Here is an 18,672-nt window from a genome sequence, read left to right as displayed (position 1 = left end):
TTCTCAGTTTCGTCATTTTATGACAAGATGAAAGAGAACGTGAAGTTCGACAAACAGACAAGAGGGGGACGTTTTCGATGGAACAGCTCGTGTCAACGACAGAGAAGGAAGCAACGACACCTGTTATGAAAGCGATTCAAAAACACACGGCCGGATTTGGGGCAAAGCTGGTCGAGGTGCCGATTCCGACACCGGGTGCAGGTGAAGTATTGATCAAAGTGAAAGCGACATCGATTTGCGGGACCGACGTCCATATTTATGAATGGGACGACTGGGCGAAGAGCCGGGTCAAACCGCCTTACGTGTTCGGGCATGAGTTTTCAGGGGAAGTCGTGGCGCTCGGGGAAGGCGCGAAGCGCATCAAAGTCGGTCAGACCGTGTCGGCTGAGACACACATCGTCTGCCATCAGTGTAAACAATGTTTGCGTGGCCAGTATCATATCTGTAAAAATACGAAAATCATCGGGGTCGACACACAAGGCTGTTTCGCCGAGTATGTCGTCATGCCGGAAGAGAACTTATGGGTCAATCCGGAGACGATGCCGTCGAAGCTCGCGTCGATTCAAGAACCGCTCGGGAACGCGGTCCATACCGTGCTCGCAAGTGACGTAACGGCACAATCTGTCGCCATCGTCGGCTGCGGCCCGATCGGTCTCATGGCCGTCGGCGTCGCCAAGGCGGCCGGTGCGAGCCGCGTGTATGCGATTGACATCAATCCGTACCGGTTGAAGCTCGCAGAACAGATGGGAGCGGACGTCGTCATCAACAGCATGGACCAAAATCCGCTCGACCTGATCATGGCTGAGACGGACGGGGACGGGATCGACGTCGTCTGTGAGATGAGCGGGCATCCGGTCGCGATCGACCAGGCGTTCAAGATGGTGACGGCGGGCGGTGACGTCAACGTCTTGTCACTTCCGGCACGACCGGTCGCGCTCGATTTGACGCGTGACGTCGTCTTCAAAGGAATCCGGGTCCAAGGCATAACCGGTCGTAAAATGTACGAGACGTGGGGCCAAGTGTCGACAATGCTCGCGTCCGGCCAATTGAACATCGAACCGATCATCACCCACGTCTTCAAGCTCGAGGAGTTCGAGCAAGGTTTCGAGCTCATGCGGGCCGGGAAATGCGGGAAAGTCGTCTTAATACCATAAACAGGGGGGATCAATATGGCATTTGAACATATTACAGAAGCAGTCAATGAAATGAAGCAAGCGGGTACGTTCCGCTCGCTCGTGCCGCTCGAATCGGCGCAAGGGAACGAGGTCATGATCGATGGTAAGTCGCTCGTCCAATTATCGTCGAACAACTATCTCGGACTTGCCAACCACCCACGCTTAAAACAAGCCGCGATCGAAGCGGTCGAAGCGTTCGGGGCCGGGACGGGGTCGGTCCGGACGATCGCCGGAACGTTCGAGATGCACGAGGCGTTCGAGCGCGAGCTCGCCGAGTTCAAGCATACGGAAGCGGCACTCGTGTTCCAATCGGGATTCGCGACGAACCTCGGCGTCTTGTCGGCGCTGCTCGGATCGGAAGACGTCGTCATCAGTGACGCGCTCAACCACGCCTCGATCATCGACGGCATCCGTCTGACGAAAGCGGCCCGTCGCATCTACAAGCATACCGACCTTGAAGACTTAGAGGCGGCCTTGAAAGAGACGCAAGACTACCGGACGCGTCTCGTCGTCACGGACGGCGTCTTCTCGATGGACGGCAACATCGCACCACTCCCGGAGATCGTCGAGCTCGCCGAGAAGTATGATGCTGCGGTCATGGTCGACGACGCGCACGCGTCGGGCGTCCTCGGTCAGAATGGGCGCGGGACGGTCAACCATTTCGGTCTCGACGGACGGGTCGCCCTCCAAGTAGGGACGTTGTCGAAAGCGATCGGCGTTCTCGGCGGCTACGTCGCCTGCTCGAACGACGTCCGTGACTTCTTAATCCAAAAAGGGCGTCCGTTCTTGTTCTCGACGTCACACCCGCCAGCGGTCGTCGCGGCGAACCGTGAGGCGATCCGGGTCATGAAAGAAGAAGAAGAGCTGTTCGACAAGTTATGGGCGAACACCGAGTTCTTCAAATCGGGTCTCCGTGACCTCGGCTTTGACATCGGCCACGCGACGACGCCGATCACGCCGGTCATGCTCGGTGAAGAGACGCTCGCGCACACGTTCTCGGACAAGCTGAAAGACCACGGCGTGTTCGCGCAAAGCATCGCCTTCCCGACGGTTGAAAAGGGCAAGGCCCGCATCCGGACGATCGTGACGGCGGAACATACCCGTGACGACCTCGAACGCGCGCTCGCCGCTTTCAAGGCGGTCGCCGAAGAGTTGAACGTCACGCTTCACGCGTAAGATTGGACTGCAGACGATTTGTCTGCAGTTTTTTATGTGTCAAAACGTCTATACTATCCTCTTCAATCTATGAATATATCGTGTCAACTTAATCAACCGTGGAGTAAGAGATGACCTATTTGAACAAGTTATACTGGTTCGTCTTGAAAATTTTGGTAGACATTTGAGGGTGCAGACTCTAAAATTTGAAAAAGAATAATTTAGAATTTAATTTTATTTCAAATACTGAATTTAGAATTAAGGAGTTCAAAGAATGTCATTATGGATTGATGTTATCGGAATCGCCTGTATGAGTGTACTTTTTTCGACAGCGGGCATTTATCTATTGATTAAACCGGGAAAAGCGATCACGGATAGTTCAGGGAGCGTGGATGGCATCATCGCTACGATTGTGATTCACGTTGTCCTTATATTTATGACGACAAAACATTTGGGGGCAATCTTGTTACTTATCGGCATCGGCTTGGGGATGGGCGAACTGTATGACGCATTGTTACCGCACGTGAAAGCGATGAGGATGCGTTGATGGACCAACATTCAAGTTTAGTTTTAGGGTCGTTTATGACAGCGGAAGAATTCTCTATTCTGACGATTTCACCGCTGTTCATTATTAACGTTGTGATTGGGATCGGGATTTTGGTCGTCGTGTTCTCTATCGACGTGGAGTCATGGAAAGACTTTTTCTTGTTTTTAGGGATGACGATTTGGGCCTCGGTTTTCGTTTCGGTTTATGCGATGGCATGGTACGTCCGAATTAAGTACGATACGTCGCCGGATTTTTCGGCAACGTTTGGTCTGGATTCCTTTCCGGGATGGGGGACGTTAGTAAGTAAATGGATGCACGAACCTCATGTTACACAGAACGCTTTGATTAATGGCATCGTGTTGATTATGATGCGTAAAGAGAATGCCTGGTACATCTGGTTGTTGAAAGCACCGTCGCTCTTCTTCGTGAGTCTATTTTTCATCAAATACATTCCGGTCATCTTCCAGTGGCTCTTCACGTAAAAAAGCAAGGCACTTGGCCTTGCTCAAATCTTGAACATCCCGCGGAATCCTCGGGCCGCGTAATACGAGTCGGCACCGTTGTGATAAACAAAGGTATGGTCATAGCGGCGGTCGCAGAACAAGGCGCCGCCTTTTTGGCGAATCGTCTCTGGCGTTACAATCCAACTCGACGTCTTCAAGTCGAACGCGCCGAGCGTCTGCAAATGGCGATACGTCGCTTCGTCGAGTAGTTCAAGTCCCATCTGTTCAGCCAAGGCGACGGTGCTCCCGTCCGGCTTGTTCTTCTTCCGCGCCGCTAACGCCTGCTCATCGTAACAAAGGCTACGGCGTCCGCTCGGACTTTCCGGTGAGCAGTCACAAAAGGCGAGATCACCTTTCGGAAGTCGAATCACGTCAGGTTCGCCGCCGGTCCGTTCCATTTCAGAGAGTGTTAGGAGCTGGTCCGGATTCGTCTCAAGCTTCGTTAACACGTCTGACCAGACGATATCCGGGTGTCGCTCCATGTGGGTTTGAAAGCGCGATTTGAGCGTGTTTAACAAGTCGATTGTTTCTTCGTTTGAGAGGTTGGGCATGTTTCTCACTCCATTTCAGCAGTTTCTCTTAGTATAAGATATTTTTCGTCATCATTTATAATTCATTGAGCGAAAGGAGAACGCACGATGAACTTCGATAACATAAATGTTCAGCAACTACACGCAAAGACGTTCCAGACAATTAATTTGTTTCAACTCAAAACGATTTGGTCAGGTTGTCTGCCGCATGCGTCTTACCGGGTGACAGACTTTTCAGAGCTGAACTTACATGTGACGAAGCCACAATTGATTCAGCTTCGATGGATTGATTTGACGTTACCGTTCGGCATCTATTCAAATGAAAAACTGGTTTTTTTGTATGATCCGTACGCTCGCGAGCTACATACGGAAGAAGGGGGTATACTCGAGCAAAACCACCCTAACGTATCGATTGTCGATTTTTTAATCGCGCACGGGCAAACGTTTCATGATCCGGATTCATATTCTTTGAAAATGGAGGATGCTTATGGTTTGTCACCGGATAGCCATTGGGGACAGTTCGGTTTACCGAAAGTGAAGGCCCCTGCGGCATTCATTGCGAACTTATTAACCACATTCGGTGTTATCTCATTCCAAGTCGTCTTATACAAAAATAAATTATTATCAGATATTGAGTCATGGGCGAAGCGGACGGGAAGCAATTATACAGTTGAATCTAGTGGAAAATGGGTGTGGCCGAAAACGTATAAGGTGAGCTGTGATGTCTCTCAACAATCGGAACAAGCTATCCATCAACTTGTGTCAATTCTGGATCACTATGAAGAGTGGGAAGGCAATCGATTCCTAATCCCGACCGAGACAGAAACCGTCTCATTGTTCATTGGAGGCAATTTGACACAAGGATATGGCTACGGTGTGTTTCAGTATGAACATCCTGGAGAGGTGGTTTCCAATGAGATTTGAAGATTTGTTACTGTATGACGGGACGATTGAGGTGTTCGCTTTCAATTATGACATAGGCCCCAACAAAAGCCTGACGTTCAATCTACAGCTGTACGACCATCCTAGGAAGCGGAACGCCTCCTTCCGTGAGCGGCTCGAGGCGAATGGAATTTCTCCGCAAAGCGAGGTGGTGAACGTGAAGCTCTGCTTTGAAGACATCATCTACATGGAAGTCATCGATGAATCGTATGCCGATGGGGTGGTGATGACGCCTCACGACCAATATGACGGAAATCAAATCGTTCGTTATACAAGGTCGGGATATCTCGAACAGCTACAAGAAACGCGTTTCCAGTTGTGGGAAGACATCAAACCGGATTTTGTTACATTTTGCCACTATCGGATTTGCGGATTGGATACGGTCCTCGAAATCATCACGATGTCGGACCCGACTGTCGAGGCGGCGATTGGATTGAATTGTATCCGTCGCGGCAGCCCGACCATCTATTTTGGCGGGAGGCATTACTACGAGAAATCGTAAGAAGTACGCATAACAGCAAGAAGGCGCCCTCTCCGACTGAGAAGGCGCCTTCTTATTATGCAGATTGGATTATATTATCCACCTGATCGATTTGTCGACCGAGCCAGACGAGCGGAACGGTCAAGCCGGCGCCCATCAAATAGACGAGCGCAATCGGCAATCCGTCCGCAAGCATTCCGAACGTCAGGCTGCCGATGCTGAAGGCGAGGGTGTAGGCCGTCTGTTGGACGCTATACACGTACGGAAGTTGAGAGGGTGGTGTCGTTTCTTGGAGCACTGTGTTCGTCTGGATGATGCGGAGCTGGGTGGCGTATCCTTGAATCGCGAGCGCGATGAGTGCGAACATGATATGAGACGTCAGCCCGAACAACAAGGCTGCCCCGACAGACAAGACAGAACTGACCGCGAGCGAACTGTTGCGCTTTGTGCGATACAGGTAAGCGCTGGCCACAATCATGCTGACCAAGTAGCTCGCGTTCATCGTTCCCCACCAGCCCGTATCGATGTGGAGGTGTCGCTCCAGATAGACGAGCAAGAGCGCCGAGATCCAGAGCGTACTGACGAACGACTCGAACGTGACGAACACCGTGATCAATCGAGCGAAAGGCGCCGTGCGCACGAAGGAGAGACTTTCCTTTAAGGAAATGTCTGATTCAGGCTCTGCTTCTGTCACGTCGTGGTCGAGCGAACGGACGAAGCGGAACGTCACGACTGTCGAGAGCATGAACAAGATTAAAGCGACGATTAGAGCAATCTTGCTTGACAACGAAGCGACAAGAATCGTCCCGAGCGGCCACATCGCCAGCTGGATGAATTGGTTTGACCCTTGGACGAGACTGTTCGCTTGTTGGCGATTCGTCGTCAGCCGTGGGATGAACGACGCCTGGACGGGTCGGGCGAACCCGTCCAAGAAGGCGATGAGCACGACGAGTCCGAGGACGAGAATCGACTCCGACCAGATGACGGCCCCGAGCAAGACTGTTTTCAACAGTTGCGTGACGAGCAACGTCTGAACGAGGGTGAACCGAGACAAGACACGGGCAAAGAACAGACCGCTCACGGTCATGCCGATCGTGACGGCAATCGGGAAACTGGCCGCAGCCAGGGCGGAACCGGTCTGTTGATATAACAAAGCAATCAAGGCGACGATATAAAGCACGTCACCGATGTTGGCCAGCCATTGACTGACCAAGAGCGTGTAAAATGACTTCATCACAAATCTCCTCCAGGATTATTCAATTTTGGATGGGATGGATGAAGCTAGATTACATACTTTCACCGCTTTCTACGTAATGTTAAAATAATTATACAAAAACTGATTATTTATGTAAATTGAATATATGGGAAAAATTGTGATGTGTTAGGAGGAGCAGATGATTCAAGATTCTTTAAAATTAACAGGGAAGAAGCGACTGCGTTGGGATTCACGTCAGCTACCGACTTTAGCACCGGATGAAGTGTTGATTGAGACGATTACGACGTCGGTCAGCATAGGTGCCGAGCTCCCACAATATGAAGCGAACGATTTGACTGACCCTACGCCTGACTATCCGAGAAAAGTAGGTTACGAGAGCTATGGGGTCGTCATCAAGACAGGAATAGACGTAACATCGCTTCACGTCGGAGATCGGGTACTCGCGTTTTATGGTCAACAGTCATATGGTGTCGTTTCTGCACATAAAGCGTTTTACGTACCGGCAGAAATCGACGACAAATCAGCCCTATTGGCCATTTTATCGTGTGATGCCGCCAAAGGGGTGAGAAAGTTGAATCCCTCGCCAAGCGATTCGGTCATCGTCGCTGGTATGGGCACAATGGGTTTGCTAGCCGTTTACTATTTGAAGGCTTTTTATGGAGTTGCGAAGGTGGATGCGATTGAGCTGGACCCGGGCCGAAGAGAACTTGCTAAATCGTTCGGGGTCGGAGTGGTATACACACCAAACGAAGTGGAATTCGATTGTTATGATTATGGTATCGAATGTTCTGCACGCAATGTTGCATTTGCCTTACTTCAGCAAGCCGTGAAACCGGGACGATCGATTTGTGTATTATCGGACGGGAACAAAGAAACGCTCGTTCTTCAACCTGAATTCTATGAAAAAGAGTTACAGATTATGGGGTCGAGTGACGGCTGGGACTATCCGGAACACTTTCAGTGGTATTTCGAATCTGTTCAACGAGCCGAATATGTCAAACAAATTTTTGATATGGAAATTCAACGAGACGATTTGATTCAAACGTTTAGCGAGTTGAGCGAACGTATAATCAATCCATTGAAAATTGTTGTCGCGTATCCACAGACAGAGAATTGAATCGTTGCGCCAATATTTGAAACAGAGAAAGGACGGGGGTAACATGCTTGACTATAAAGTAAATGAGGATTTATCGTTACGGATGTTTACCGTTGACGACGCGGACGCGTTGTTCGAACTGACGATGGCATCGAAGCCGTATCTTCGCGAGTGGCTCGGTTGGCTCGATTATACGGAGACGGTTGAGGATTCGCGGCAGAACATCGAAGGGCGAATCAAAGGATTGATTGAGACGGGCGGCTATCCGAAATCGTTCGCGATTCTGTATCAAGGAAAGCTCGCCGGGACGATCGGCTTCAACGACATCGACCGCGGCATCAAGTGCGGGACAATCGGCTATTGGCTCGGCCAAGACTTTCAAGGGCAGGGCATCATGAGCCAAGCACTTGAAACGATCATCGAGTACGGATTTAAGGAACTCCGCTTACATAAGATTGAGATCCGGGTCGCGACCGGGAACGTGAAGAGCCGGGCGCTGCCGGAACGGCTCGGCTTCAAACAAGAAGGCGTGCTTCGAGACGCCGAATGGCTGTACGACCGGTACGTCGACCATGTCGTCTACGGGTTACTAGAAGATGAATGGGCCCATTGATCGACAAAGCAAAACCCGTCCTCGGAAAAGGGCGGGTTTTAGTTCGTCACATTTTCACCGAACAGCTCGGCACCGAACTCGGCATACGCCTGCTCATAACGGCGGAGCGACGACTCTTTATGCATGCACGTCACGTTCATCCGCTCGAGAGAGGTCATGTCGGTCGCATACGTCTTCAAGACATGGGCGTTCCGGAGCATCGACGGGGTGACCGAGCGGGTGACGGCGCTGCGCTCGTTCAACTGCCTCATCATCTTCGTAATCATGACGATCGTCAGCTGTTTCGGCTGGTTTTTGGCGTACACCCAGCGGAACGTCATCCGGGCAAAGTCGAACGAGACGAAGACGGGATCTTCCGAGTACCAGCGCGGGCGCACCGGCGTCGGGATGTCGGCGAGATAGTTCATGAGGAGCGATTGGTCTTCAGGCGTCAGCTTCAGCGTGAACTTGTTACCGAGCCGGTCATAGACGTCGAACTCGTAGCTCGCCAAGTGTAGGTCGTTCATTTTCAGACGGATGATATGATGAACGCGCAAACCGTATTTGTAGAACAGTGTGACGATGAGCGCGTTGCGGTTGACGAGATAGGGATGAGCCTGAAGCTGGTTCTCGCTCAATCCCCGCGGCGACCGGATCGTCCGGACGAGCTTGTCGAACTCGGACTGTAACGCGATCTGGTCGATGGTGAGCGTGTGCGCCGGTTGCGAATAGACGAGCATCTTTTTGCGGAGCGGGTTCAAAAACTGGGTCAAGCTGTTGATGACGGTGACGATGCGGGCGACCGTCGCCTGTTGGTACTGTTTCTCTTCGATCAAAAAATCGTTGATGAACGTCTTCCATGACTCGAGCGGGACGGCGAGCCATTCCTCGGGGGTGACGAGTTCGACGTTATGGTCGCTGAAGTATTTGTGCACGTCGATCAAGTCGTAGCGATAGCGTTTCAGCGTCGATGGCTGGCGGCCGCTCGCACCGAGGTGATATAAATACGTTTCGATATACTCGGGGAGCGAGTACTCTTTTCTGCGTTTCGTCATGGGACGTCCCTCCTTCTCTTCATATCGTACCACAAACGGACGTTCTCCATTCATGGATTCGTGGTAAGATGGAGGATGAGACTTATTAGGAATGAGGGATGTATATGGAACGAGAGAAAGTGATCATCGTCGGGTGTCAGCTACCGACCGTCGACGATTGGACATATGAACAATCGATGGGTGAACTCGTCGAATTGGTCGATACAGCAAAAGGTGAGGTCGTCGCAAGACTCGACCAGAAACGGCAACAAGTCGACCGCCGGACGTTTATCGGGAAAGGGAAAGTCGAGGAGCTCGCCGTACTCATCGAACAGTTCGAGCCGGATATTGTCATCTTCAACGCTGAGCTGTCACCTGCCCAATCGAAAAACATTCGGATCTCGTTGAACGACCCGGACGAGATGAAATTGATCGACCGGACGCAACTCATCTTGGACATCTTCGCCGGACGGGCCCAGTCGAAGGAAGGGAAGCTCCAAGTCGAGCTCGCCCAGATGAACTACTTGCTCCCACGCCTGATCGGGCAAGGCACACAGTTGTCACGACTCGGAGGCGGGATTGGGACACGTGGCCCGGGTGAGACGAAACTTGAAAGTGACCGCCGTCACATCAAGCGCCGCATCGATGAGATCAAGAAACAACTCGAAGGCACGGTCGCGCACCGTGACCGCTACCGTGTGCGCCGGAAAGAGAACCGTGTGTTCCAAGTCGCGCTCGTCGGTTACACGAACGCCGGCAAGTCGACGATTTTCAACCGTCTGACCGATGCCGACACGTATGAACAGGATGAACTGTTCGCGACGCTCGATCCGCTCACGCGTGAGCTCGAACTGCCGCGCGGCGGGAAAGTGCTGATCACCGACACGGTCGGGTTCATCCGCGACTTACCGACGAAACTCGTCGCCGCGTTCCGCTCGACGCTTGAAGAAGTGCTCGGAGCCGACCTCGTGCTTCATGTCATCGACGCGTCGAACCCGCACTACATGAACCAGATCGATACGACCAATTCGGTCTTGTCCGATCTCGGCGCGAGTGAGTTGCCGCAGCTCGAAGTGTACAACAAGAAAGATCGCTTGACGGCTGACTTCGTCGGTGGACCGCTCGTCATCTCGGCGCTCGACTCGGCCGATATCGAGACGCTCATCGGCGCGATCGAGGACAAGATTTCGGACGTGTTGACGAAAGTGCACGTCGTCTTGCCGGTCAGTTCGTTCGAACATTACCATCCGGCCAAAGATTCGATGTACCGGCTCGAGGAGAACTTCCTTGACGACGGCTCGGTCGAACTTGTCGGTTATATGAGAGAAGACACGCGTCTATATGCGACGCTGAAACCATTTGAGGTGTGAATGATGTGGCAAGAAAAGATTGAGCATTACGATGAATTGGCCCCGTTCGTCAAGCAAGCGGAACAACGGGTGAAACCTTATTTTGAAGCGATCGAGGAAACGGCGGAGTTCAACCAATACCGTGTCCTCGAATCGTTCAAGAAGCATAAAGTGTCGGACTTTCATTTCAATCCGACGACCGGGTACGGCTATGACGATATCGGGCGCGACACGCTCGAGTCGATCTATGCGGACGTGTTCGGGGCCGAACTCGCCCTCTGTCGTCCGCAAATCATCTCGGGGACACACGCGATCGGGATCGCCTTGTTCGGTGTGCTGTTACCGGGAGATGAACTCTTGTATATCACGGGTAAACCGTACGATACGCTCGAAGAGATCGTCGGCATCCGCGGCGACGGCCGCGGTTCATTGAAAGAACTCGGTGTCGGCTACGATACGGTCGAGTTGAAAGACGATCAAATCGATGTCGCGGCTGCGATCGAACGGATCCGCCCCGAGACGAAGCTCGTCGGCATCCAACGTTCGAAAGGGTACGCCAATCGACGCAGCATCCCAGTCACAGAAATCGGCGAGGCGATCGCGGCGATCAAAGCAGCGCACCCGCACGTGTTCGTCTTCGTCGACAACTGCTACGGCGAATTTGTCGAGACGATTGAGCCGACACATGTCGGGGCCGACCTCATGGCCGGTTCGCTCATTAAAAACCCGGGCGGTGGCTTGGCGAAGACGGGCGGCTATATCGCCGGGACGAAAGCATTGATCGAACGATGCTCGTTCCGGATGACGACGCCAGGCATCGGCAGCGAGGCCGGTCCGTCGCTCTATTCGCTGCAGGAGATGTATCAAGGCTTTTATATGGCGCCGCACACGGTCGCCCAAGCGTTGAAAGGGGCCCATTTGACGGCGAGCCTGCTCGGCCTGCTCGGCTTCGAGACCGATCCGCATTATACGTCACGGCGGACCGATTTGATTCAATCGGTCACGTTCCGCGACCGCGACAAGATGATCGCGTTCTGTCAGAGCATTCAGATGGCGTCCCCGGTCAACGCCCACGCGTTGCCGGTACCGGCCTATATGCCAGGCTATGAGGACGACGTCATCATGGCGGCCGGGACGTTCATCCAAGGCTCGTCGATCGAACTATCAGCGGACGGACCACTCCGGGCGCCGTACACGGCATACGTCCAAGGCGGCTTGACCTATGCGCACGTGAAAGTCGCGTTAATGCTCGCCTTGAGCCAATTGCGGACGAAAGGGCTCGTCACATTTGACCATGAAAATTCAACTCAAACGTTGTAACCGAAATGTCATGTTAACTTTCTTAACATCTATTGACAGGAAAGTTGTCATGTATTATTCTCACAGTGTGAGACAGAAAAGGAGGGGTAAGGGATGGCCGATCAATTTCGTCGCTCCAACCCGTTGTTTCCGATTGGGATCGTCCAAGATCTGACGCAACTGACAGGTAGGCAGATTCGATATTACGAAGAACAGGGTCTGGTTTCGCCTAGTCGGACGGAATCGAAACGACGACTTTATTCCTTTAATGATGTCGAACGTTTACTCGCAATCAAAGATTTCATTGACCAAGGCTTCAACTTGGCGGCGATTCGCCATATGCTCGACAACGACGGTGCCAAAGAGACAGAACAACCTGCTTCTACGGCCCCGCCAAGCGAACCGCCAAAGATTTCCGAGAAAGAGTTACATCAATTATTGAAAACGCAGCTTCAAGAAGCTGGTCGTTTCAATAAAACGTCGCTCATCCAAGGAGAGTTGTCACGTTTTTATCGATGACGCCAGTACACAAACCATTACACAATGTGAGAGGGGACTTTTACCATGGCCAGAAAAACGTTCACAAAAGAAGACATCAAACGGATCGCACAAGAAGAGGACGTACGCTTTATTCGTCTTCAATTCACGGATATCCTCGGTACGATTAAAAACGTCGAGGTGCCGATCAGCCAATTGGACAAAGCACTTGATAACAAGATGATGTTCGATGGCTCTTCAATCGAAGGGTTCGTACGCATCGAGGAATCAGACATGTACCTCTATCCAGACCTTAACACGTGGGTTGTCTTCCCATGGACAGACGGCAGCGGTAAAGTCGCTCGCTTAATTTGTGATATTTATAATCCGGACGGCACGCCGTTCAGCGGTGACCCGCGCGGTATTTTGAAACGCAACCTCGAGCACATGCAAAAGCTCGGCTTCACAGCGTTCAACGTCGGACCAGAGCCAGAGTTCTTCCTCTTCAAGAAAGACTTGAACGGACAGCCGACACTCGAATTGAACGACCAAGGCGGTTACTTCGACTTGGCACCTGTCGATTCAGGTGAGAACTGCCGTAAAGAAATCGTTATCGAGCTCGAAAACATGGGCTTCGAGATCGAAGCGTCACACCACGAAGTCGCACCAGGACAGCATGAAATCGACTTCAAATACGCGGATGCGGTAACGACTGCCGACAACATCCAAACGTTCAAACTCGTCGTCAAGACGATCGCGGCGAAGTATGGCCTTCACGCGACGTTCATGCCGAAACCACTCTTCGGTGTCAACGGTTCAGGGATGCATGCGAACATGTCACTCTTTAAAGGCGACACGAACGTGTTCTACGACCCGAACGGTGACATGGAGCTCTCGGATACGGCACGCGCCTTCACAGCTGGTATCCTCGAGCATGCACGTGCGTTCACGGCGATCTGTAACCCGACGGTCAACTCGTACAAGCGTCTCGTGCCTGGATACGAAGCACCATGCTACGTCGCATGGAGCGCCCGTAACCGTTCACCGCTCGTCCGTGTACCGGCTGCCCGCGGCCTCTCGACACGTATCGAAGTACGTTCGGTCGACCCGGCGGCGAACCCGTACCTCGCGCTCTCGGCCCTCTTGGCTTCTGGTCTTGACGGCATCGAGAAAGACTTGAAAGCACCGAAACCGATCGACAGCAACATCTACGTGATGGACAAGCCAGAGCGTGTTGCGAACGGGATCGACGATCTTCCGGCGACACTCTTCGACGCGCTCGAAGTACTCCGCGCCGACAAAATCGTCATGGATTCGCTCGGTGACCACATCGGCGAACACTTCCTCGAGTTGAAAGAGATCGAGTGGGACATGTTCCGCACGCAAGTAACAGAGTGGGAACGCGATCAGTACATGACTCTCTACTAAGTCGAATGAACTTGAAAAAACGCTCGATCCAGTTTCTTGGATCGGGCGTTTTTTTAGTCAAAACAAGCGACCACTCGAAATTGAGTGGTCGCTTGTTTTGCGATTAGAACGCACGTTTGAAAAATGTGGACGCATAGTCGAGTGCCGTATGGAGCGTCGTCGCGAACACGAGACCGAGGAAGGACGGGATGCCGTTCAAGTCGAGCCACGTCTTCACAGCCGCTTCATACGGGGTGAACGTAAGGATGAGTGCGAGCGGGAAGCCGAGGTAGATGACACGAATGAGATCGCTCAACACCGGTAAGTGCGACAGCGGAGACCGGTGCGGCATCAGCTTCACGTAAGGGAGCCAAAAACCACGCAGCGGTCCCCACCGATAGTATGCATCCGACTTCAAATCGAGGTCCGGGGAGAGCCAGAACGTCCCGATAAGCGCACCGAGGAAAAGGGTAGTCGGGATATCGACATCAATAAAAGGCGTGGCAATCGCTAAAGCACCGATTGCCACGAGGTTCGTACGCGTATGTGTCTTGCCGCTAGCCATTAATGGATCGTCCGGTATACACCGATGACCTTCCCTAAAATGGATACGTTATCGAAATACATCGCCTCAAGTTCATCGTTCTCCGGCTGGAGTCGGACTTTCGACGCCTCTTTGTAGATCCGCTTGACGGTCGCCTCACCCTCGTCCGTCATCGCGACGACAATCTCTCCATTGTCTGCCGTGTTCTGTTGTCTCACGAGTACGCGGTCCCCGTCGAGGATTCCGGCGTTGATCATCGAATCGCCAGAGACGGAGAGCATATACACGTTATCCGAACCGACGATATGGGCCGGGAGCGGGAAGTGTTCTTCCACGTTCTCGATCGCCGTAATCGGTGTTCCGGCCGTAACTTTCCCGATAACCGGGACGTACATGACCGTCTCACGCTCCTCGATTGACGGGGCGTCCTCGCTCAACACTTCGAGCGCACGCGGTTTTGTCTTATCGCGCCGAATCAATCCACGTTTTTCAAGACGGTCCAAGTGACCGTGCACGGTCGAGCTCGATGCGAGACCGACCGCTTCACCAATTTCTCGGACTGACGGGGGATAACCTTTCGTCCGAACTTCAGCTTTTATAAAATCAAGAATCTGTTGCTGTCTTGCTGACATTTTTTTCAATGGATTTCACCTCGTTTATGTCGAATAACCTGCGAACGCATCCTATTCTTTATGGATTTATTTTAACACAAGAACATATGAGCGTACAAACATTCGTTCGTTTTTTCTTGACCGAACAGAGGTTCCTGTTTTATGATGAGAACAGATAAACGAACAGACGTTCCTAAGAACGCATATTCTCATATTTGGAGGCGGTTCAAATGAAAGATACAATCAACGGATTTATATTGGTCGGAATGGTAGTGCTCGGGATGTTCGCCTTTTACTTAGTCGGCGAGTTTCGCCAAGGCGAAGTTGGTGAGCCGACAGTGATGACGGTCGAAAGAAGTATCGAACAAGAAGTTGCGTTCAACGAAGCGGAGACGCTCGAAGCCCAGCTGTTAGCGGAACGTGCGGAAAAAGAAGAACGGAGAACGACGTGGTTCGCCGCTGAATGATCGATTTGGATTGCGAACACCCGCTCATCCTGTGTATCGTAAAAGGATGACTGGAAAGAAAGGAAGTGACGAGATGCGAGTCGTCATTTATTGTCGCGTATCGACGAACAAGTCCACTCAGGAAACCTCGCTCACGAGGCAAGAAGCGGAATTGTTACAGATGGCCAAACGTCTCGATGCGGAAGTGATCGATGTGATCACCGAACAAGAGAGCGGTTTCGAGGTCAACCGGACGGGTCTGCTCGATCTGTTAGAGCATGTGTCGGCGTCAAAGCTCGATGCCGTGCTCGTGAGCGATGACAGTCGCCTCGGCCGAGGGAATGCAAAAATCGCCATCTTGCATACGCTCATGAAGCATAACGTCCGGCTGTTGACAATGCAGTCGTCCGACGAATACGTCGTCTCCGACGCCGAGAAGATGGTGCTTGAGATTGTCAGCGTCGTCGAGGAGTATCAACGGAAGATTCATAACGCCAAGATATCGCGCGGCATGCGCCGGGCGGTCGCGAACGGCTTCAACCCGCAACGCAACATTCAGCACCATGACCAAGGTGGGAGGAGCCGGATCGAAGTGCCGATCGAGGAGATCGTCCAACTCCGGGAGCGGGGGCTCACCTTCGCTGAAATCGCGGCCACGCTCCGCGGATTCGGCTACGAAGTCTCGAAAGCGACTGTGAACCGTCGCTATTTGGAACATGTGGCAGTGCCAGAAACTTGATTCCTGCGCCCTGATTTTGTACAGTAGAACTACAAATTCAGTAGAGAGGGGGCGAACCATTATGTTAGCACCCGAACAATTGGAGCGGATTAACTTCCTCGCCAACAAGGCAAAGACAGACGGTTTGTCACAACAAGAGATGGACGAGCAACAAGCGTTGCGTCAACAATATTTAAAAGCGTTCCGTCAATCGTTCAAATCCCAGATGATGGGCATGAAAGTCGTCGATCCGGAAGGCAACGACGTGACACCGGAAAAACTAAAAGACGAACAGAACCGACACCGTTCTGAATGAACTCGAATGCACATCCTATTTCGTATAGGATGTGCATGTTTGTTATACACGAAGCTCGATAAGGTTCGACCATTCCCTCGAAAACAGACGTATGGAAGTAAACGATTCCAATCAATGTGACATACTATTTAATTAGTTGTGACACACGATTGAGTGTGCTAAAATATGACGGGTAGAAACTTTCTTAACAACAGAGAGGATGAAATTAGTGGAAACAACTACTAAAGAATTATTAGCGATTAACTCGATTCGGACGCTCTCGATTGATGCTGTCCAACAAGCGAACTCAGGTCACCCAGGTATGCCGATGGGTGCGGCCCCGATGGCGTTCACGCTTTGGACAGACAAAATGCGTCACAACCCGAAAAACCCGAACTGGTTCAACCGCGATCGGTTCGTCCTTTCAGCAGGACACGGTTCGATGCTATTGTACTCGCTACTTCACTTGTCTGGTTATGACCTTTCACTCGACGACCTCAAGTCGTTCCGTCAAATGGACTCGAAGACACCAGGACACCCTGAGTATCGTCACACAGCAGGTGTAGACGCGACGACGGGACCACTCGGTCAAGGGATTGCCATGGCTGTAGGTATGGCAATGGCTGAGAAACATTTGGAAGCAACATACAACCGCGACGAATTCAACGTGGTTGACCACTATACGTTCGGAATTTGTGGAGACGGTGACTTGATGGAAGGTGTGTCGGCTGAGGCCGCCTCACTCGCCGGTCACTTGAAACTCGGTAAACTCGTCGTCTTGTATGATTCAAACGACATCTCACTTGACGGGGATCTCCACAAGTCATTCTCTGAAAGCGTAGAAGATCGATTCAACGCTTACGGATGGCAAGTCATCCGCGTCGAGGATGGAACGGACATCGATACGATCGCCAAAGCGATCGACGAGGCGAAAGCTGAGACGTCGAAACCGACGATGATCGAAGTGAAGACGGTCATCGGTTTCGGTTCACCGAACAAATCAGGTAAATCGGCCTCACACGGGGCTCCACTCGGTGAAGCAGAGATCGAGCTCACGAAACAGTTCTACAAATGGGAAGGCGAGAACTTCTACGTGCCGAACGAAGTGTACGACTTGTTCAACGATAAAGTCGTTGAGCCTGGCGCTAAGGCTGAGTCGGATTGGAACGAGCTCGTCGCAGCCTACAAATCGGCTCATCCTGAGCTAGGTGCTCAGTTCGAACGTGCGATGAACAATGAACTTCCTGAAGGTTGGGATAGCGAGTTGCCGACGTTTGAAGTCGGGTCGAAAAAAGCGACACGCCAAACGAGTGGAGAAGTCTTGAACGCGATTGCGAAGACGGTCCCGACGTTGTTCGGTGGATCGGCTGACCTCGCCGGCTCGAACAACACGATGATCAAAGGCGCAGCTGACTTCGATGAAGATCCGGCCGGCCGTAACATCTGGTTCGGTGTCCGTGAATTCGCAATGGCGGCAGCTGTCAACGGGATGGCGCTTCACGGTGGCGTACTTCCTTACGGCGCGACGTTCTTCGTCTTCTCGGATTACCTCCGTCCAGCGGTACGTCTCGCTGCACTCATGGGAATTCCGTCGACATTCGTCTTGACGCATGACTCGATCGCAGTCGGTGAAGACGGTCCGACGCACGAACCGGTCGAGCACTTGATGAGCTTCCGGGCGATGCCGAACTTGTCAGTTCTCCGTCCGGCAGACGGTAAAGAGACGATCGCCGCTTGGAAACAAGCAATCACGACGACGTCAGCTCCATCACTTCTCGTCTTGACACGCCAAGCGTTGCCAGAACTCGTCGGCACATCTGTCGAAGACGCGGCGAAAGGTGCCTACGTCGTCGCAGGTAAGTCTAGCGAAGCGGACGTCCTTCTTCTCGGTACAGGCTCAGAAGTCCACGTCCTCGTCGAAGCACGTGAACAACTCGCTGCTGAAGGTGTGAACGCTGCTGTCGTCTCAATGCCGTCATGGGAACTGTTCGAAGCCCAATCGGCCGAGTACAAAGAATCAGTCCTTCCTTCGTCGATCACGAAGCGCGTCTCGCTTGAAGCGGGTGCGACGCTCGGATGGTACAAGTACGTCGGATTCGGCGGTAAAGTGCTTGGAATCGACAAGTTCGGTGCCTCTGCTCCTGGGGACCTCCTCATGAAAGAGTATGGCATGTCTGTCGAGAATGTCATCGACGCTGTCAAATCACTATAATTGTCATTAAAAACGTGTGATGGCCTAGCAATGTCTAGGTCAT

The 18,672-nt window shown here is 52.2% G+C and carries 21 protein-coding genes; 16 read left to right on the top strand and 5 right to left on the bottom strand.

The features are described from left to right. Positions 1–77 precede the first annotated feature (77 nt). From tdh to EVJ22_RS00915, 4 genes are all read left to right on the top strand, one after another. Entirely contained in the window at positions 78–1,154 is a 1,077-nt protein-coding gene (tdh, locus tag EVJ22_RS00930) for an L-threonine 3-dehydrogenase (protein ID WP_071397650.1), read from the top strand. 15 nt (positions 1,155–1,169) lie between these two features. Continuing rightward, positions 1,170–2,351 carry a glycine C-acetyltransferase gene (locus EVJ22_RS00925; RefSeq protein WP_071397649.1) on the top strand — a complete coding sequence of 394 codons (1,182 nt, stop codon included), beginning with the start codon at positions 1,170–1,172 and terminating at the stop codon, positions 2,349–2,351. A gap of 253 nt (positions 2,352–2,604) precedes the next feature. Further along, positions 2,605–2,877: a hypothetical protein gene (locus tag EVJ22_RS00920; RefSeq protein ID WP_071397648.1), complete on the top strand. Its 273-nt coding sequence runs from the start codon at positions 2,605–2,607 to the stop codon at positions 2,875–2,877. Beyond that, positions 2,877–3,359: a hypothetical protein gene (locus tag EVJ22_RS00915; protein ID WP_071397647.1), complete on the top strand. Its 483-nt coding sequence runs from the start codon at positions 2,877–2,879 to the stop codon at positions 3,357–3,359. Before EVJ22_RS00920 ends, EVJ22_RS00915 begins: the two co-directional genes overlap by 1 nt. A gap of 23 nt (positions 3,360–3,382) precedes the next feature. Here the strand turns inward: EVJ22_RS00915 and EVJ22_RS00910 are convergent, their stop codons facing one another. Then, entirely contained in the window at positions 3,383–3,931 is a 549-nt protein-coding gene (locus tag EVJ22_RS00910; protein WP_071397646.1) for a DUF4256 domain-containing protein, read from the bottom strand. Between the two features lie 87 nt (positions 3,932–4,018). Here EVJ22_RS00910 and EVJ22_RS00905 point away from each other — a divergent pair, with 87 nt between their 5' ends. Together EVJ22_RS00905 and EVJ22_RS00900 are read left to right on the top strand one after the other, a co-directional pair. Continuing rightward, positions 4,019–4,834, top strand: coding sequence for a hypothetical protein (locus tag EVJ22_RS00905; protein ID WP_071397645.1), 816 nt, complete (start codon positions 4,019–4,021; stop codon positions 4,832–4,834). After that, positions 4,824–5,354, top strand: coding sequence for a hypothetical protein (locus EVJ22_RS00900; RefSeq protein WP_071397644.1), 531 nt, complete (start codon positions 4,824–4,826; stop codon positions 5,352–5,354). The genes EVJ22_RS00905 and EVJ22_RS00900 overlap by 11 nt, the downstream gene beginning before the upstream one ends. Before the next feature lie 55 nt (positions 5,355–5,409). On the opposite strand, the gene EVJ22_RS00895 is transcribed toward EVJ22_RS00900, so the two are convergent. Beyond that, positions 5,410–6,567 carry an MFS transporter gene (locus tag EVJ22_RS00895; protein ID WP_131442914.1) on the bottom strand — a complete coding sequence of 386 codons (1,158 nt, stop codon included), beginning with the start codon at positions 6,565–6,567 and terminating at the stop codon, positions 5,410–5,412. A gap of 160 nt (positions 6,568–6,727) precedes the next feature. On the opposite strand from EVJ22_RS00895, the gene EVJ22_RS00890 reads away from it, so the two are divergent. Further along, complete coding sequence (locus EVJ22_RS00890) at positions 6,728–7,666, top strand: zinc-dependent alcohol dehydrogenase (RefSeq protein ID WP_071397642.1); 939 nt, start codon at positions 6,728–6,730, stop codon at positions 7,664–7,666. A gap of 43 nt (positions 7,667–7,709) precedes the next feature. Beyond that, entirely contained in the window at positions 7,710–8,258 is a 549-nt protein-coding gene (locus tag EVJ22_RS00885) for a GNAT family N-acetyltransferase (protein ID WP_131442912.1), read from the top strand. 38 nt (positions 8,259–8,296) lie between these two features. On the opposite strand, the gene EVJ22_RS00880 is transcribed toward EVJ22_RS00885, so the two are convergent. Continuing rightward, a complete protein-coding gene (locus tag EVJ22_RS00880; RefSeq protein WP_131442910.1) occupies positions 8,297–9,292 on the bottom strand; it encodes a site-specific integrase in 996 nt (331 codons plus the stop codon). Positions 9,293–9,396: 104 nt separating this feature from the next. On the opposite strand from EVJ22_RS00880, the gene hflX reads away from it, so the two are divergent. From hflX to glnA, 4 genes are all read left to right on the top strand, one after another. Then, the gene (gene hflX, locus EVJ22_RS00875) at positions 9,397–10,641 is read left to right on the top strand and encodes a GTPase HflX (RefSeq protein ID WP_070327140.1); all 1,245 of its coding nucleotides are present in this window, start codon (positions 9,397–9,399) and stop codon (positions 10,639–10,641) included. Positions 10,642–10,644: 3 nt separating this feature from the next. Beyond that, positions 10,645–11,940: a methionine gamma-lyase family protein gene (locus tag EVJ22_RS00870; protein ID WP_131443278.1), complete on the top strand. Its 1,296-nt coding sequence runs from the start codon at positions 10,645–10,647 to the stop codon at positions 11,938–11,940. 93 nt (positions 11,941–12,033) lie between these two features. Beyond that, positions 12,034–12,438 (top strand): MerR family transcriptional regulator, encoded by a 405-nt coding sequence (locus EVJ22_RS00865; protein WP_071397635.1) that lies wholly within the window; start codon positions 12,034–12,036, stop codon positions 12,436–12,438. A gap of 45 nt (positions 12,439–12,483) precedes the next feature. Further along, positions 12,484–13,824 carry a type I glutamate--ammonia ligase gene (gene glnA, locus EVJ22_RS00860; RefSeq protein WP_071397634.1) on the top strand — a complete coding sequence of 447 codons (1,341 nt, stop codon included), beginning with the start codon at positions 12,484–12,486 and terminating at the stop codon, positions 13,822–13,824. Positions 13,825–13,927: 103 nt separating this feature from the next. On the opposite strand, the gene EVJ22_RS00855 is transcribed toward glnA, so the two are convergent. Both EVJ22_RS00855 and lexA read right to left on the bottom strand, forming a co-directional pair. Beyond that, on the bottom strand, positions 13,928–14,368 hold the full coding sequence (locus EVJ22_RS00855) for a metal-binding protein (RefSeq protein ID WP_071397633.1): 441 nt from the start codon (positions 14,366–14,368) through the stop codon (positions 13,928–13,930). Next, positions 14,368–14,988 carry a transcriptional repressor LexA gene (gene lexA / locus EVJ22_RS00850; RefSeq protein WP_070327143.1) on the bottom strand — a complete coding sequence of 207 codons (621 nt, stop codon included), beginning with the start codon at positions 14,986–14,988 and terminating at the stop codon, positions 14,368–14,370. Before lexA ends, EVJ22_RS00855 begins: the two co-directional genes overlap by 1 nt. Before the next feature lie 200 nt (positions 14,989–15,188). Here lexA and EVJ22_RS00845 point away from each other — a divergent pair, with 200 nt between their 5' ends. The 4 genes from EVJ22_RS00845 (at position 15,189) to tkt (ending at position 18,629) form a co-directional block, all read left to right on the top strand. Next, positions 15,189–15,425: a hypothetical protein gene (locus EVJ22_RS00845; protein ID WP_071397632.1), complete on the top strand. Its 237-nt coding sequence runs from the start codon at positions 15,189–15,191 to the stop codon at positions 15,423–15,425. 73 nt (positions 15,426–15,498) lie between these two features. Continuing rightward, on the top strand, positions 15,499–16,143 hold the full coding sequence (locus EVJ22_RS00840; protein ID WP_035386380.1) for a YneB family resolvase-like protein: 645 nt from the start codon (positions 15,499–15,501) through the stop codon (positions 16,141–16,143). A 61-nt stretch (positions 16,144–16,204) separates the two neighbouring features. Next, complete coding sequence (locus EVJ22_RS00835) at positions 16,205–16,438, top strand: DUF896 domain-containing protein (RefSeq protein WP_070327145.1); 234 nt, start codon at positions 16,205–16,207, stop codon at positions 16,436–16,438. A 199-nt stretch (positions 16,439–16,637) separates the two neighbouring features. Beyond that, on the top strand, positions 16,638–18,629 hold the full coding sequence (tkt, locus tag EVJ22_RS00830) for a transketolase (RefSeq protein WP_131442908.1): 1,992 nt from the start codon (positions 16,638–16,640) through the stop codon (positions 18,627–18,629). Positions 18,630–18,672 lie beyond the last annotated feature (43 nt).

Origin of the sequence: Exiguobacterium sp. SH0S7, assembly GCF_004337195.1 — a bacterium.
In the GTDB taxonomy this organism is placed as follows: Bacteria; Bacillota; Bacilli; order Exiguobacteriales; family Exiguobacteriaceae; genus Exiguobacterium; species Exiguobacterium aurantiacum_A.
This window is presented reverse-complemented; position numbering and strand designations above follow the sequence as displayed.